The sequence below is a fragment of the Sphingomonas sp. GCM10030256 genome (assembly GCF_042666415.1).
In the GTDB taxonomy this organism is placed as follows: Bacteria; Pseudomonadota; Alphaproteobacteria; order Sphingomonadales; family Sphingomonadaceae; genus Sphingomicrobium.
The window spans coordinates 109,626-124,529 of the sequence record NZ_JBHTDI010000003.1; the positions used below are offsets into that span (position 1 = coordinate 109,626).

The window sequence follows — 14,904 nt, forward strand, 5'->3', positions numbered from 1 at the left end:
CTCAGGCCGCGCGGGCAGGCTCCAGCGTCTGGTGATGACGGCTGAGAGCCTGGCCGAGCAGCTGGAATTCCTCACTGCGCGGGCTCCCCTTGCGCCAGATCAAGGCGATCCGGCGCGAGGGATAGTCGGCGTCGAGCGCCCGAACGGCAATGTCGGTGCCGGCCAGGAGGCCGCCGTCCACCGCCATCTGCGGCACCATGGTCAGGCCCAGGCCATTGTCGACCATCTGCACCAGCGTATGCAGCGAGGTGCCCATCATCATCGCCGAAGCTCGCAGTTCGGGGCGGTTGCAGGCGGAAAGGGCATGGTCCTTGAGGCAATGGCCGTCCTCCAGCAGGAGCAGCCGCCCGGTTGCGATGTCCTCGGGGCGAACCTGCGGATCGGCGGGTTCCTCGCCGGGCGGAAAGGCGACCAGCAGGCGATCGTCGAACAGCTCGGCGGTATCGACGTCGCCGCATGCGAACGGCATAGCCAGAAGCACGCAGTCGAGCTGGCCCCGCTGCAGGGCGTCACAGGCCGCCTGGCTGGTTTCTTCGCGGAGATAAAGTTTCAGCGTCGGCCATTCCGCGCGGAGCTTGGGAAGGAGAGAGGGTAGCAGGAAAGGGGCAATGGTCGGGATCACGCCCATCCGCAATTCGCCCGTCAGCGGCTCGCGCTCGGCGCGAGCCATATCGGCCAGCTCCTCGCCCTCGCGCAGCACCCTGCGGGCCTTGTCGACGATCCGGAGGCCCAGGGGGGTGAAACGGATCACCCGCCGCGTCCGCTCGACCAGCGTGCTGCCGAGCAGCGCCTCCAACTCGCGCAGGGAGGCGGACAGCGTGGACTGGGTGATGAAGCAGCTCTCGGCAGCGCGGCCGAAATGGCCGTGATCGTGAAGGGCCACGAGATATTGCAGCTGCTTCAGGGTCGGCAGGTACACAGTCATCGACAAATCCAATCAACGAAAGTGGATTTAAGCGACTTGAACGCTGAGCGCCAGACCCTAGATGCTGCATCGCACAAGCCGGGGATTCGCCCGCGCACCGCTGCTCAACAGGAGACATGATGCTTACCATTGGTGACAAGATTCCTTCGCTCGTCCTCCCCGTCCAGCAGGGCACCGCAGCGCTGCCCGCCGGTGAGACGATCGATCTCGGCGAGACCGAGGGCAAGTGGAAGGTGCTGTTCTACTGGCCGAAGGATTTCACCTTCGTCTGCCCGACGGAGATCGTCGGCTACGGTGAGTTGAAGAGCGACTTCGAGGACCGTGACGCGGTGCTGATCGGCGCGTCGACAGACACTGCGCACGTCCACTTCGCCTGGCGCAAGTCGGACGAGCAGCTGGGCACCGCGGACTTCCCGTGGATCGCCGACAACGGCATGCAGCTGGCGCAGGCGCTGGGCATCCTCGATCCGGAGGAGCATGTCGCCTATCGCGCGACCTTCATCATCGATCCGGACAATGTGATCCAGCACGTCACGGTCAACGGGCTGAACGTCGGACGCAATCCGCAGGAAACGCTGCGGGTGCTCGACGCCCTTCAGACCGACGAGCTGTGCCCGTGCAACTGGACGGCCGGCGAAGAGGTGCTCCGCCCGGCTGCATGAAAGCCAAAGCGTTAGCCGCTCCTCCTTTCCCCTGTTGGAGGGCGGCGAAATGCCCGGACGAGACGCGCGGCATGCCCCCGCCGCGTTGGCCGTCCGGGACGTGAGGGCGGCCCGTTTCCCTTGCGGGCCGCCTTCCAGTCTCCTCCCCGGCATCCCCTTGCCGGGGAGGAATGACCTCCTGTTCATCCGAGGACCTTCATGTCGCTCAAGGAATTCGCCGACACTTTGCCCGCCTATGCCAAGGATCTGCGGCTGAACCTCGGCTCCTTGCTCAACGACCAGTTGCTAGGCGATCAGCGCAAGTATGGCCTGCTGCTCGCTTGCGCCCATGGCAGCGGCTACCGGCCGCTCGTGGCCGCGGCCGAGGCCGAGTGCGTGCCCAAGTTGTCCCCTGAAGCGGCCGAAGCGGCACGCGCAGCGGCTGCGGTGATGGCGATGAACAATGTCTATTATCGCTTCGTGCACCTCGCCTCGAACCCGGTGTACGGAACGCTGCCGGCGAAGCTCCGGATGAACGTGATCGGCTCGCCGGGGATCGAAAAGGACGATTTCGAGCTGTTCAGCCTGGCGGTCAGTGCGATGAACGGCTGCGGCATGTGCATCGACAGCCATGAGCGGGTGCTCCAGCAGCACAACGTCAAGGCGGAGACGATCCAGGCGGCGGCGCGGATCGCCGCCGTGATGCAGGCGGTCGCGACGGTTCACGCGACCTTGTGATCTCCCGGCGGAAGGTCGCTCACTCCCGCAGCGCTTCTCCAGCCTGCGCCTCGATTTGCGTCACCGCCACCTCGCGCACCGTTTCGCGCGGCAGGGCGCAGGCGCGGGCGATCTCCTCGCCGACCAGGCTGTCGCCGATCGCCAGCAAGGTTAGCCCCAATGTCATCCGGTCCACAGGGCGAGTGTCGCCCAACACCCGCATCTGGCGGATGATCGCCGCAATGGTGGTGATCACCGGCTCGAGCGCCTCGCGCTGGCGGGTCAGCGCGATCCAGCCGATCAGTTCGCCGGCGCCTTCACGGCGGAACGCCTCGAACATGGCATCGACCACATGCCGCTCGGTCGCCTCACCGCGGCGGCGCTGCTCGATCGCGCCGGTGATCGAGGCGGAGACCGTCCGGGCGATCTCTTCGGCGATGGCCCGCTGCAGTCCGGCGGCCGAGCCAAAATGATGGAGCAGGTTGGCGTGGGTGCGGCCGATCTTGCGCGCGACCGCCTTCAGCGTCACGGCCGCTGCGCCTTCATCCATCAGCAGCTCGCGGGCCGCCACCACGGCTGCCGCCCGGCTTTCGTCCGGCGACATCCGCCGGCGTGAGTGCAAACTTATTGACATCACTGTAAGCAGACCCAATCTGGAGGCACAGCCTTGGTTGGAGGACGCACATGGGTGTTGCAAGTCTCGAGCGTGGTTCGGTGACTCCGACCGACCTGACGATCACGCCGCGCGATCGTCGCTTCGGGCGCGAAGACCGGACGCCGCGCTGGTGGCACGGCGGCAATCCCTATCGCAGCGCGCTCTACAACTGCCTGTCGGCGACCTTTCCGAAGGGCGAGGCCTTTTTCGTTGAGAGCGTCCGCCAGTTCCGTGAGGCGGCGGACGAGCGGCTGGCGGGGGAAATCCGGGCGTTCACCACGCAGGAAGTGATCCACAGCCGCGAGCATCTCGCCTTCAATGACCGTGCCGCCGATGCCGGGTACGATCTCGCCCCGCTCGAGAACAGGGTGGAGGAGCGGCTGGCATTGACCCGCTCCAAGCCGCCGATCGTCTCGCTGGCCGCGACCATGGCACTGGAGCATTTCACCGCCATCCTGGCCCATGAGTTGCTCAAGGAACCCAGGCATCTCGCTGGTGCGGACAAGGAGAGCGCCGACCTGTGGCGCTGGCATGCGGTCGAGGAGATCGAGCACAAGGGCGTGGCGTACGACACCTGGCTGGCGGCTACGCGGGACATGCCGCGGGCAAAGCGCTGGAAGATCAAGGCGCTTGTGATGCTCTACGTGACCCGCAACTTCGTGGTGGACCGCACGGCCGGCGCGCTGGAACTGCTGCGGCAGGACGGGATCACCGGGGTGCGCGCCTGGGCGCCGCTGCTGTGGGAGATGTGGGGCTCGCCCGGCGTGTTCCGCAAGATTTTCGGCGCGTGGGTCAGCTTCTTCCTGCCGCGGTTCCATCCATGGAACGAGGATGACCGTGCGCTGATCGCCGGCTGGGACAGCGAGTATGACTATCGCCAGGAGCCACCGGCCAGGCGGGTGCGGGCTGCGGGGTAGGGAAGCTCCTCCCCCAGAGTGGCGGAGCCGCCGCGGGGCCCACTTCGTGCCCGGGGGAGCAGCGGCTCACGCCGCCAGTACCTCGGGCTTTTCAGCCTTCAGCTGCAGCCGGAACAGCCGGGCGGGCACCTCCTCGCCGCGGGCGCAGCTGTGGCGCGGAGCGGTGAGGCCGGTGGGCTTGAAGCCGAGCTTTTCCAGCACTCGGCCGGACGCCGGGTTGTCGACGAAATGCGACGCCTCCAGCTGGGCGAGGCCGAGCGTGTCGGCGATCTCGATCAGCTGGCGGACGGCCTCGGTAGCATAGCCGCGGCCCCAATGGCCGCGGGCGATCCAGTAGCCGAGCTCGACCGCACCGGAGGGGAGCCGCGCGAGGCCGCAGGCGCCGACCAGCTCCGGCGCCGAGCCCGTGCGGGCGAAGATCAGGAAGGTCGGGAGGACCGGATCGGACGGCATCGCCAGGAAGGTCTGGGCGTCCGACAGTTGGTAGGGCCACGGCGCCTTGGCCAGGTTGCGGACGATCTGCTCGTCGGCGATCCCCTTCGCCAGTGCGGCCGCATCCTCGGCCCAGCCAGGCCGCAGCAGCAGTCGTTCGGTCCGTGCGAACATTGGCTCAACTCCCCTTCGCTCCCGACGCAGCGCCTACCGCCGGTCGGTTACAGTTTCGGGAGAAGACTTGGGCCCTTCCAAAACGACGAAAGGGAGAAGAGGGGGCTTCCCTCTTCTCCCTTTCAGACCTTGTGAGACCTGTCCTGGGCTGCCCCCTCTCGGGACGGCCCTTTAGCGACCGGTCCCTATTCTGCGGCTGCGTCCATTGCCGGCATCGTCTCAATGTGGACGTACTTGCGGCCCTGGCGCCCGTCGCGAAACGCAACGCGGCCATCACACAGCGCAAACAGGGTGTGGTCTTTGCCCAGGCCGACGTTGTCGCCCGGGTACCAGCGCGTGCCGCGCTGACGCACGATGATGTTTCCGCCGCGAACGGTTTCGCCGCCGAACTTCTTCACGCCGAGGCGCTTGCTCTCTGAATCGCGGCCGTTCCGGGAGGAGCCGCCTGCCTTCTTATGTGCCATGATCGATTACTCTGCGGTCGTGTTGGCGGCCGGAGCGGCCTTCTTGCCCTTGCCCTTAGCAGGTGCAGCATTCTGAGTCGAGACGTCCTGGGTCGCCTCCGTGCCGGCATCGGCGGGGGCCACGCCTTCGAAGCTGGCCGCTTGATCGGCCGAGGCAGCCGGAGCGGCAGCGGCCTTGCCGGCCTTCGCTGTCTTGGGCTTTGCGGCAGCCTGCTCGCCGCCCTTGTGATCGCCGATTGCGACGATCTTGAGGATGGTGTGCTGCTGGCGGTGGCCCTTCTTGCGGCGATAATTGTGGCGGCGGCGCTTCTTGAACACCGTCACCTTGTCGGCCTTGGCCTGCGCGATGATCTCGGCAGCGACCGTCAGGCCGTTGGTATCCTTGAGGTCGGAGCCTTCGCCCGCCATCAGCACTTCGCCCAGAGTGATGCTGTCGCCGGCATTGCCGTCCAGCTTCTCGACGACGATCTTGTCTCCTGGGGCGACGCGGTATTGCTTACCGCCCGTGCGCACGATTGCGAACATTGGCTCTTCTCTTTTGGTCTAGAATGTCTCGCTTCCGCGCTTGGCAGCACCCGGGACGCGAGGTCCCGCGCGGAAAGGCTGCCGCCTAAGGGAGGGGGCGGCGGGTGTCAACCAAGGAAGCCCTTAGTGCTTGTGCTCGCGCTTCAGTCGGTAGCGGCCGTCAACGAAGGCATCGAACAGGCCGTCAATCGCGGGATGGTCGATCGGCTCGTCATCCTCGTCGTGCACCAGGTTCTGCTGGCTGACGTAAGCGACGTAGCTCGATTCCGCATTCTCGGCGAGGAGGTGGTAGAAGGGCTGGTCCTTGGACGGGCGGATTTCCGGCGGGATGGCTTCATACCATTCGTCCGTGTTGGCAAAGACCGGATCCACGTCGAAGATCACGCCGCGAAAGTCGAGCAGGCGGTGGCGTACCACCTCCCCGATGCCGAAGCGGGCCTGCGAAACCGGAGGCGTGATCGCCGGGTCCATGACGGTGAAACGTTCAAGCGACTGCATGGGTGCAACTTAATGGCGTCGCCGTGCCGCACAAGGCATGATCGTGAACCCGGCGAACCGGGCTAGGCAAGTCGCCGGGGCGCTGCTAGAGGCGCGCCGTCCGACCGCCGGTGTTCCACCGGCCAGCGCCCGAAACCCTGCGGAGAGGTGGCTGAGTGGTCGAAAGCACCGCACTCGAAATGCGGCGTGCGGGCAACCGTACCGTGGGTTCGAATCCCACCCTCTCCGCCACCGCCTTGTAGAGCGCTTGCGCAACCGGGGACGCAGCGCACGGCGTCGGCGGCGCGGTTTCGTAAAGCTGCCGGAACGAAAAACCTTCGTTCACAAATAATTAGCAGCGCCGACGTTGTGCGCTTGCTATACAGGGCGAGTCGTTGAGCAGTGCGCAGACCTCAGCGTGAGGGGGGCTGACCGTCCCTCCCTGGCGTCCTTTCCAGCAATATCGCGGGAGTAGGAAATGCTGGCCACAGACCCCGTCCGCGGCGCAATCGCCGAAACCATCACGATCGGACCCGGCCTTACAATCGCCGACGCCGGAGCGACGGCGACAGTTGAACGGAGAATAGCGAGCGGGCCGGACGACGCCGAGCAGCGGAGTTACAGGACTTCCTTGTCGAGCACGGACCTCGAACTGGTCGACGACAATGGCTTGCTGCAGATCGTCGGGCTCCGGTTCACGGACATCGACGTTCCGCCGGGTGCGGTGATCACCCGCGCTTACATCCAGTTCCAGACGGACGAGCCAGGCTCCGCCGACACGTCGCTGCTGATCCGCGGGTTCGCCACGGACGATCTTTCGCCATTCACGGTGGCCCGGGACGATCTTTCTTCGCGCGCTGCGACCGAAGCCCTGACGAACTGGCAACCGGGGGCCTGGACGGTCATCGACGAAGCCGGCGAGGCGCAGCGGACGCCGGATCTGGCGGCAATCATCCAGGAAATCGTCGGCCGGGCGGGCTGGGTGGCGGGCAACGACCTTGGCGTGATGCTCGCCGGCAGCGGCGAACGCACCGCTCGGGCCTACGAAAGCAGTCCCGACAAGGCCGCGCTGCTGCATATCGAATATCGCTCCGCCGCCCTGGTCCTCGAGAAGCGGATCGAAAGCGGTTCGGACGATGCCGAGGAACGCAGCGGCGGAAGCATCTGGCTTGCGAGTTCCGACCTGGAGCTGACCACCGATAGGGATGTCGTTCAGACGGTCGGGCTCCGCTTCACCGACATCGCGATCCCGCCGGGCGCGGTGATCACCCGCGCCTATGTCCAGTTCCAGTCGGACGAGACGGACACGGTCGACACCTCGCTGCTCATCCGCGGGTTCGCCAGCGACGATCTTTCGACCTTCACTCATTCGCTCAACGACATCACCGGTCGGGCGACCACGGCCGCCGCGGCGACCTGGCAGCCGGAGGGCTGGACGATCCGCGACGAAGCGGGCCAAGCGCAACGGACTCCGGACCTGACGGCGATCGTCCAGGAGATCGTCGGGCGAGCCGGCTGGCAGTCGGGGAATGACCTTGGCTTCGCGCTCAGCGGCAGCGGCGCGCGCACCGCGCACGCATTCGACGGGGACGCCGCCAGGGCGCCGGTGCTGCACGTCGAGTATGTATTGGCGGCACCACCTCCGCCACCGCCGCCACCTCCGCCCCCGCCGCCACCACCACCCCCGCCACCACCACCGCCACCGCCACCGCCACCCCCTCCACCGCCGCCACCCCCGACCGCGGAGATGGACCTGGTGCTCGCTCCCGCTTCGTCGTTCCGCGAGAATGTAGCGGGAGCCGCCGTGGGAACGTTGAGCATCGCCAACGGCCCGGTGGGCGAGAGCTACGCCTTTTCGGTCGCGGATCCGCGCTTCCAGGTGGTGGGAAGCACCCTTCTGCTGAAAGACGGGGTGCGGCTCGACTTCGAGCGAACTCCGTCGGTGGACCTCAAGGTCACTGCGACCAGCAGCAGCGGAGCCCCGTTCGTCGATAGCGTGACCGCGCTTGTCGCTGACGTCGCCGAGACGAGGTTTGCCGCCTTTGGCGATTACGGCAACAGGGACGGCGCGGCGGATGTCGCGAAGCTCGTAGCCGCATTGGACGTCGACTTCATCGTCACGACCGGCGACAACGTCTACGGCTCAACCCCGATCGACGATCAGGTGGGGGTCAAATACAGCGAGTACATCGGCAATTATCGGGGAGACCATGGTCCGGGCAGCGAGACCAATCGGTTCTTCCCGTCCATTGGCAATCACGAATACAATGGGGAAGGCGGCGGCCCTTCCGCTTATTTCAACTATTTCACCTTGCCGGGCAACGAGCGTTATTACGAGTTCACCATCGGCCCGGTGCATTTCTTCGCGCTCAACAGCAATCCCGAAGAGCCCGATGGAATGGACAAGGACAGCAAGCAGGCGGATTGGCTCAAGGCGGAGCTTGCCGCGTCCGAAGCGCCCTTCAAGATCGTGTTCTTCCACCATCCGCCGTACAGTTCCGGGGAGAAGCACGGACCCGAAGAGGAGATGCGCTGGCCCTTCGAGGACTGGGGCGCGACCGCGGTCCTGAACGGCCACGAGCATCTGTACGAACGCATCCTGCGGGATGACAATCAGGACGGCGTCCTGTTGCCCTATCTGATCACCGGACTTGGCGGAGCGACGCGCTATGGCTTCGAGGCCCCGACCGGAGGGAGCGCGTTCCGCTACCATGACGATTATGGGGTCCTGCTGGTGCAGGCCAGCGATACCTCAATCACCTTCGACTTCGTTGCGGTGGGCGGTGGAGGAGAAGGGACTCTGATCGACAGCTACACGATCGACCGGTCGCAAAGCGCGGCGTTCGCGGTCGATCCGTGGCTGCAGTATGACCGGTCGGGGCTGGACTTCTTCCCCGGCTGAACCGCGTCGTCCTGACGGCGCTGCCCCGCCGCGAACGGCTCCGGCCTTTCAGCCGGAGCCGTGTCGCGCTCAATCGGCCTGGTGGCTGTGCGCGGAGGCGGATACCCGGCCAGCGCTGGGGTTCGTGCTGTTTTCCCACCAATAGGCCTGACGGACGCGGTTGCCCGTCACCCGCTCGTTGAGGGTCGCGGCGTCGTACAGGCGGCCGCCGAGCATCACCATGTTGACCTTGTCCGAGTTGCGGATGTTCTCGACGGGGTTGGCGTCGAGGATGACAAGGTCGGCCAGCTTGCCCTGCTCCAGCGTGCCGAGGTCGCGGTCCATGCCAAGGGTCCTGGCCGGCATGATCGTCGCCGCCTGCAGCGCCTGCAGCGGGGTCCAGCCGCCCTTGACGAAGCTCCACATCTCCCAGTGGGCGCCGATGCCGTCCTGCTGGCCATGGGCGCCGATGTTCACCTGGATGCCGCGGTCGGCGAGCTTGCGGGCTTCGCGGGCCGCCCAGGTGTCGGCATAATCCTCTTCCGGGGCGATCTCCCGGCGGGCGTTGTCGGCGGCGAGGGTGCCCGGCGGGATGTGCGCCTTGAGCAAAGGATGCTCCCACACGTTGGTGCGTGAGCGCCAGTAGGGATCGCCGCCCGGGCCGCCGTACGAGACGACCAAAGTGGGCGTGTAGTTGGTCTTCGTCTGCGACCAGAATTGCAGCACGTCGCCGTAGAAGGTGCTGCCCGGCACGTTGTGCTCGACGGTAGCGTTGCCGTCCTGGATCAGGCTCATGTCCATGTTGAACAGCGAGCCGCCTTCGGGGACGACCAGCATGTTCTCGGCCTGCGCCGCCGCGACGACCATCTGGCGCTGTTCGCGGCGCGGCTGGTTGTAGTTCTTCACGCTCCACGCGCCCTGCGCCTTGAGGCGGCGGACGTGGGCGAGGGCGTCGTCGAACTTGCCGATCTCGGCAAAGGCACCGGCGGCCTTCGCGCCGTAGATGATCTCGCCCGTGGAGAAGATGCGCGGGGCGAGGATCAGACCGGCGCGCTGCATCTCCGCGGCGGCGAAGATCTCCGACGCACGGTTGGACGGGTCGTGGATGGTGGTGGTGCCAAGCGCCAGGTTGGCCTGTGCCGACCAGTTCTGCTGCGGGGTCATCCCGTTCTCGCCCTGCGGGCCGTGGGCGTGGGCATCGATGAAGCCGGGGACAATGGTCTTGCCGGTGACATCGACGGTGCGTGCTCCCACCGGAACGGCGACGCTGCCGCTCGGCCCGACGGCGAGAATGCGGTCGCCTTGTACGACGATCGTGCCATTCTCGATGATGCCGCCGCCGTCACCGCGCATGGTGACGATGCGGGCGCCCGTCAGTGCGACGGTCCCCGCCGGCTTGTCGGCACGAACCGCGCGGGACAGGTTGAGGCCGGTCTTGGGCGCCGTATATCCGGGGTAGTAGGCGACGCGGGTGTCGGTGCCGAAAAGGGTCGGTCCGACGCTCCAGTGCACCTGGCTGCCACCCCGCGAGAAGTGGATGAAGTCACCGCCGCCCTGGCTCAAGCGGACGGAGGGCAAGGCGCCTTTCTCGGTCGCGGCTTCGACATTCTGCCCGCCCGGGAGGAGCGGCATCAGGAACGCTTCGTAATTTTGGCGAAAGGCGACCGAGCGGCCGTCGGGCGCGACCTGGAAGTCGCTGGTGAGATCGCCAGAGGCATGGATCCGTCGCGCCTCACCCTCGAGGTCGGTGCTGCGCAGCTGCAATTTGTCGTCGATCCGCGCGGTCATGAACAGGCGGTCGTTGGCGGCGCCATATTGGGGATTGGTGGCGTTGCGCTCGACCAGCTTGATCGCGCCGCCAGCCGCGGGAACGACATAGACGCCCTCGTCGCGGTTCCATTGGTCGGAGGTGAGGCCGCCGCCGGAACCCGCTTCGAAGGCGATGGTCCGCCCATCAGGCGAGAAGCGCGGGCTGGCATAATGACCGGCCTCACGCGTCACCGCCTTGGCCGAGCCGCCGCGCGCCGGAGCAACCATGATCCGGCCGAGGTCGCGGTCGTTCCAGCTGACAAAGGCGATCTGGCGGCCATCGCGGGACCAGCTCGGCCATGACTCGAAATTGCCTTCGCCGCGGGTCAGGCGGCGAGGTTCGCCGCCCCCGGCGGGACGCACCCACAGCTTGCCCAGAGATTCATAGACGAGCTGACTTCCGTCGGGCGACATCTGCGCCCAGCGGATCATCCTCGTTTCGAAACTGGCGGGGGCAACCTCGATGGTCGGATGAAGCGAGTTGGCGACGACGCGGTCGTCGGCGATGCGGAACGGGACTTCGCGGGCGTCGCCGCCGACAACGGGCAATCGGCGAATCCTGCCGCCGGCCCAGAACACCACGTCGCGGCTGTCGGCGGTCCAGTCCATGTTCGGGTAGACGCCGGTGACCGCCCAGGTCTCCTGCATGTCCTGGTCTGGCAGGTCGTACAGCTTGCGTTCGTTCCCGGTGGCGAGATCGCGGACGTAGAGCTTCGACTTGGCCCGCTCGCGGCGGACGAACGCGAGGTACTTGCCATCGGGGGAGGGGGTCGGGCGGACTGCTCCCCCATTGCCGCCGGTCAGGCGGTGGGTCTCGCCAGTTTCCAGCTCGTAGCGGTCGATCGCGAACAGCGCGCGGTTCGAATCCTGGGCATATTGGAAGGTGCCGCCGGGCGTGATGTTGCGGGTGAAGTAAATGCTCTTGCCGTCGGCGGCGAAGGTCGGCTCGCCGAGCTCCTTCTGATATTTCTCGTCGACCCGCTTGACCAGCTGGACGCCGCCGCCGCCATCAACATGGTACAGCCACACCTCACCGGTGCCGAGCGAGCGGGCGGTGGTGAAATGCTTCTTGGCGACAATGTAGCGGCCGTCCGGGCTCCAGCTCGGCTGGTTGAGGAGACGGAAATCCTCCTTGGTCAGCTGCTTCGCGTTCGCACCGTTGGCATCCATGATCCAGATGTTGTCGCCGCCAGCGCGATCGGAAACGAAGGCGATGCGGGTGCCGTCGGGCGACCAGCGCGGCTGCTGTTCGTACGCGAGGCCCGCCGCGATCCGCGTCGGCGTCCCGCCGGCCATCGGCATCACATAGATGTCACCGAGCATGTCGAAGGCGATGCGCGTGCCGTCCGGCGACACGTCGACGTTCATCCAGGTGCCCTCGTCGGTGCTGATCTGCACCTTGCGGGTGGTGAGGCCGCGCGGGTTCTGCACGTCCCACTTGGTCTCGTCCGACGCCTTCTGCGGTGTGGCGGGTGGAGTGGTCGCCTGCGGCGGTGTGTGCTGCGTCGCGGCTTCCGCGGGCGGCTGCGCTTCGCTGGGGGGCGGCGCGTCGGCGGGCGGCGCCGGCTGCTGGGCGATGGCGCTGGAGGCGAGCAGGAGGCAGGTCAGGGAAAGGCGAGCGAGCATGGGCGCAACCTGTGTTGGGAGGGTAATGCGGCCGCTGGATAGCGCCGCCTGTGACTTCGGCCAGACTGGATCGACAAACGGCTGGACGCAAGGCGTGAAAGAAGGTGCTTGCATCAACGCTACAATTGTAACACAAGCTACAAATGTAGCGAGAAGGGGTGAGTCGTGCTCAGCAAATTGCCGCCGAAAGAACGCCAGATCGTCGACCTTCTCTACCAGCGCGGCGACATGACCGCAGCGGAGGTCACCGACGCGCTGCCCCAACCGCTCAGCGGATCCGCTGTGCGGACCATGCTTCGCCGGCTGGAGGACAAGGGGGCAGTGCGGCGCAGCGAAAGCGAGCGCGGTTTCCTCTACAGTCCGGCCCTGTCCGACCAGAGCGCGCGCAAGTCGGCCCTGTCCGAAGTTGTGAGGGTATTCTTCAACGGATCGCCGACCAGCGCGGCGAGCGCCCTGCTCGGCATGTCCGATCGGATCGAGCCAGCGGAACTGGACGCGCTGGAAGAGATGATCGCGAAGGCCCGTCACGCAAAGGGGAAGTAAGATGGATCTGCTGATTCCCTTCGCTCTCAAGTCCCTGCTGATCGCTGGGGCGACGCTTGGCCTGCTGCACCTGCTCCGCGGGCGTTCGGCAGCGGAACGGAGCATGGTCGCGCATTTCGGCCTCCTGGCGCTCCTCCTTGTTCCGATCGGGGCGCTGGTCTTGCCTCAGCTGGTGTTCGAGTTGCCGCTGCTGAGTGCCGATGGGGCGCCTGTCGCTCCCTCCGCCGTGAACGACCCGAGCGCGGCTGTCTTCGAAGCGCCGTCGGTAGCGGCCGATGCCGGCGAGCTGGACGTGCTGCAGCTATGGCCGCTCGTCTATGGCTTTCCCGCCGCGATCCTTGTCGCCGTGACCCTGCTGGCCGTCCTCCGCCTGCTGGCGCTGCGGGCGCGAGCGTCGGTGCTGGTCGATCCGACCTGGCTGAGCGCGCTGGCGCATGCGCAGCATCGCATGAACTTCAAGCACGGCACCGCGCTGCTCAGCAGCAGCGACCTCAAGTCGCCGATCAGCTGGGGCGTGATGCGGCCGGTGATCCTGCTCAACGACGAAGCGATTGAAGCGCACGGCCAGGCGGAGGCGATCATTGCCCATGAGCTCGCTCATGTGCGTGGACTGGACTGGGCCAAGCTGCTTCTAGGGCGGATCGCAGTCGCCATCTTCTGGTTCAATCCGCTGGTCTGGATGCTGGCCCGCGAGGCCCACCAGCTGCGCGAGGAGACGGCCGACGATGCGGTGCTGGCTGCGGATGTCGCCGGGCCGGACTATGCCGAACTTCTGGTTGGGGTGGCGCGGCACGACTGCAAGGGCCTGCTGCTTGCCTCGCACGGAGTGGCGCCGGGCAAGGGTAGCCTGACGCGCCGGGTGCGCCGGGTGCTGGACGCCAGCCTGCCGCGGACCCCGGTCGCGCGCGGCTTCGGGGCGGGCGTCGCGCTGGGCGTGATCGCTACCGCGGCGCCGCTTGCGGCGGTCACCTTCACCGGCAAGGCTGCGAGCGCTGATCCCAGCCGCCCTTATTACGTGAGCGCTCCGCGTCCGACCGATTCACTGCCTTCAGTGGTGGCGGACTCCATGGCCGGAGCGACGGCGGTCACGACGGAGATGGTGAGTTCGCAGGTTGCGGCGGCGCTCACCGGCCGCGAGGTCGATTCTCCCGAATTCGAGAAAGCGGTCGAGAAACAAGCCGAGCGGCGGCTGGCCCTTGCGTCGGCTCACCCGTACGCCGCGGCGGAGCCGGCAGCCCCGGCCGTGTCGGTCGATCATTGGGTCGATGCGGTGGTCGAGCGCGCGGCCTCCATCCGGGCAACCGGCTTGTCGCCCGACTATGCCGCCCGCATTCGTGCCGCGGCGCCCCGGCTGAGCGCGGGCGAGGGCGAGCTGCTGGCGCTGAAGGCAGTGGGTGTCAGCCCGGAGTGGCTCAAGGAGATGGTTCGGGCCGGTTACGCCGCGAAGGATGTCGGCGATGTGGTCGGCGCACGAGCAGCAGGCGTCAGCCCGGCCTATGTCCGCGACCTTGCTGCCGCCGGCTATCGCAACGTGCCGCTGGACGATCTCGCCGGCTTGCGGGCGGCGGGCGTAAACGGAAACTACATCCGCAGACTGCGCGCGGCCGGGATGACCGGACTGAGCGTGGACAAGCTGATTGAGTTGCGCGCGCGCGGGATCAAGGCTCACCATCGCCCGTCGGGCGACTGGCCGGTGAGGCCACCGCATACTCCGGACGTGGATTACGACCCGCCCGAGCCTCCTGAGCCGCCCGAAGCAGACTGATCCGCTTCCCTGAACTGCCCCGGATGTCGCCAGCCCAGCGCCGCCTCGGCGAACGGGACCGGCTTGCCCCAACCCTTGCAAGGGAGTCGACCATGAACCGTCCGCTTTCGCTCCTGCTCGCAGTACTCCTGACCGGCGTCGGCGTGACCCCCACGGGTCTTGCCGCGGGTGCGGAGGCCGAATGCATGGGGTCAGCCCGGCGCGCAGGCGGCGCCCTGGCGGGTCAGCGGGGGAGTGGCCTAACCTTCTCGGCGGATGAGCTCGTCGGGCTTAAGATGCACGCGCTTATGCCGTAAGCAGGCACTTGCCGATCCTTCGATTGAACCTTCCGCCGCCCTTGTCGTTCTGCGGCA

At 66.8% G+C, this 14,904-nt stretch carries 13 protein-coding genes, 1 tRNA gene and 1 pseudogene; 8 read left to right on the plus strand and 7 right to left on the minus strand.

Going from position 1 to position 14,904, the window contains the following annotated elements:
* Window position 1: 1 nt before the first annotated feature.
* Window positions 2-925, minus strand: a complete 924-nt coding sequence (locus ACFQPG_RS11625) for a hydrogen peroxide-inducible genes activator (RefSeq protein WP_380813435.1) — start codon at window positions 923-925, stop codon at window positions 2-4.
* Between the two features lie 119 nt (window positions 926-1,044).
* On the opposite strand from ACFQPG_RS11625, the gene ACFQPG_RS11630 reads away from it, so the two are divergent.
* Both ACFQPG_RS11630 and ACFQPG_RS11635 read left to right on the plus strand, forming a co-directional pair.
* Window positions 1,045-1,587, plus strand: coding sequence for a peroxiredoxin (locus tag ACFQPG_RS11630; RefSeq protein WP_380813775.1), 543 nt, complete (start codon window positions 1,045-1,047; stop codon window positions 1,585-1,587).
* A gap of 198 nt (window positions 1,588-1,785) precedes the next feature.
* Complete coding sequence (locus ACFQPG_RS11635; protein ID WP_380813437.1) at window positions 1,786-2,304, plus strand: carboxymuconolactone decarboxylase family protein; 519 nt, start codon at window positions 1,786-1,788, stop codon at window positions 2,302-2,304.
* Window positions 2,305-2,323: 19 nt separating this feature from the next.
* On the opposite strand, the gene ACFQPG_RS11640 is transcribed toward ACFQPG_RS11635, so the two are convergent.
* Window positions 2,324-2,887 (minus strand): TetR family transcriptional regulator, encoded by a 564-nt coding sequence (locus ACFQPG_RS11640; RefSeq protein ID WP_380813440.1) that lies wholly within the window; start codon window positions 2,885-2,887, stop codon window positions 2,324-2,326.
* An 80-nt stretch (window positions 2,888-2,967) separates the two neighbouring features.
* On the opposite strand from ACFQPG_RS11640, the gene ACFQPG_RS11645 reads away from it, so the two are divergent.
* Window positions 2,968-3,855 carry a metal-dependent hydrolase gene (locus tag ACFQPG_RS11645; RefSeq protein WP_380813443.1) on the plus strand — a complete coding sequence of 296 codons (888 nt, stop codon included), beginning with the start codon at window positions 2,968-2,970 and terminating at the stop codon, window positions 3,853-3,855.
* Window positions 3,856-3,921: 66 nt separating this feature from the next.
* Here the strand turns inward: ACFQPG_RS11645 and ACFQPG_RS11650 are convergent, their stop codons facing one another.
* From ACFQPG_RS11650 to hspQ, 4 genes and pseudogenes are all read right to left on the minus strand, one after another.
* The gene (locus ACFQPG_RS11650) at window positions 3,922-4,461 is read right to left on the minus strand and encodes a GNAT family N-acetyltransferase (protein WP_380813446.1); all 540 of its coding nucleotides are present in this window, start codon (window positions 4,459-4,461) and stop codon (window positions 3,922-3,924) included.
* Window positions 4,462-4,646: 185 nt separating this feature from the next.
* On the minus strand, window positions 4,647-4,925 hold the full coding sequence (gene rpmA / locus ACFQPG_RS11655; RefSeq protein WP_380813449.1) for a 50S ribosomal protein L27: 279 nt from the start codon (window positions 4,923-4,925) through the stop codon (window positions 4,647-4,649).
* 156 nt (window positions 4,926-5,081) lie between these two features.
* Window positions 5,082-5,450 (minus strand): annotated as a pseudogene (gene rplU / locus ACFQPG_RS11660) (50S ribosomal protein L21); the annotation flags it as partial.
* Between the two features lie 123 nt (window positions 5,451-5,573).
* A complete protein-coding gene (gene hspQ / locus ACFQPG_RS11665; RefSeq protein WP_380813452.1) occupies window positions 5,574-5,948 on the minus strand; it encodes a heat shock protein HspQ in 375 nt (124 codons plus the stop codon).
* Between the two features lie 141 nt (window positions 5,949-6,089).
* On the opposite strand from hspQ, the gene ACFQPG_RS11670 reads away from it, so the two are divergent.
* A tRNA-Ser gene (locus ACFQPG_RS11670) sits at window positions 6,090-6,179 on the plus strand.
* Window positions 6,180-6,405: 226 nt separating this feature from the next.
* Window positions 6,406-8,829 carry a metallophosphoesterase gene (locus tag ACFQPG_RS11675; protein ID WP_380813454.1) on the plus strand — a complete coding sequence of 808 codons (2,424 nt, stop codon included), beginning with the start codon at window positions 6,406-6,408 and terminating at the stop codon, window positions 8,827-8,829.
* Window positions 8,830-8,898: 69 nt separating this feature from the next.
* Here the strand turns inward: ACFQPG_RS11675 and ACFQPG_RS11680 are convergent, their stop codons facing one another.
* Window positions 8,899-12,243, minus strand: coding sequence for an amidohydrolase family protein (locus tag ACFQPG_RS11680; protein ID WP_380813457.1), 3,345 nt, complete (start codon window positions 12,241-12,243; stop codon window positions 8,899-8,901).
* 165 nt (window positions 12,244-12,408) lie between these two features.
* On the opposite strand from ACFQPG_RS11680, the gene ACFQPG_RS11685 reads away from it, so the two are divergent.
* From ACFQPG_RS11685 to ACFQPG_RS11695, 3 genes are all read left to right on the plus strand, one after another.
* Window positions 12,409-12,786 (plus strand): BlaI/MecI/CopY family transcriptional regulator, encoded by a 378-nt coding sequence (locus ACFQPG_RS11685; RefSeq protein ID WP_380813459.1) that lies wholly within the window; start codon window positions 12,409-12,411, stop codon window positions 12,784-12,786.
* 1 nt (window position 12,787) lies between these two features.
* A complete protein-coding gene (locus ACFQPG_RS11690) occupies window positions 12,788-14,551 on the plus strand; it encodes a M56 family metallopeptidase (RefSeq protein WP_380813462.1) in 1,764 nt (587 codons plus the stop codon).
* Window positions 14,552-14,643: 92 nt separating this feature from the next.
* The gene (locus ACFQPG_RS11695) at window positions 14,644-14,847 is read left to right on the plus strand and encodes a hypothetical protein (protein WP_380813465.1); all 204 of its coding nucleotides are present in this window, start codon (window positions 14,644-14,646) and stop codon (window positions 14,845-14,847) included.
* Window positions 14,848-14,904 lie beyond the last annotated feature (57 nt).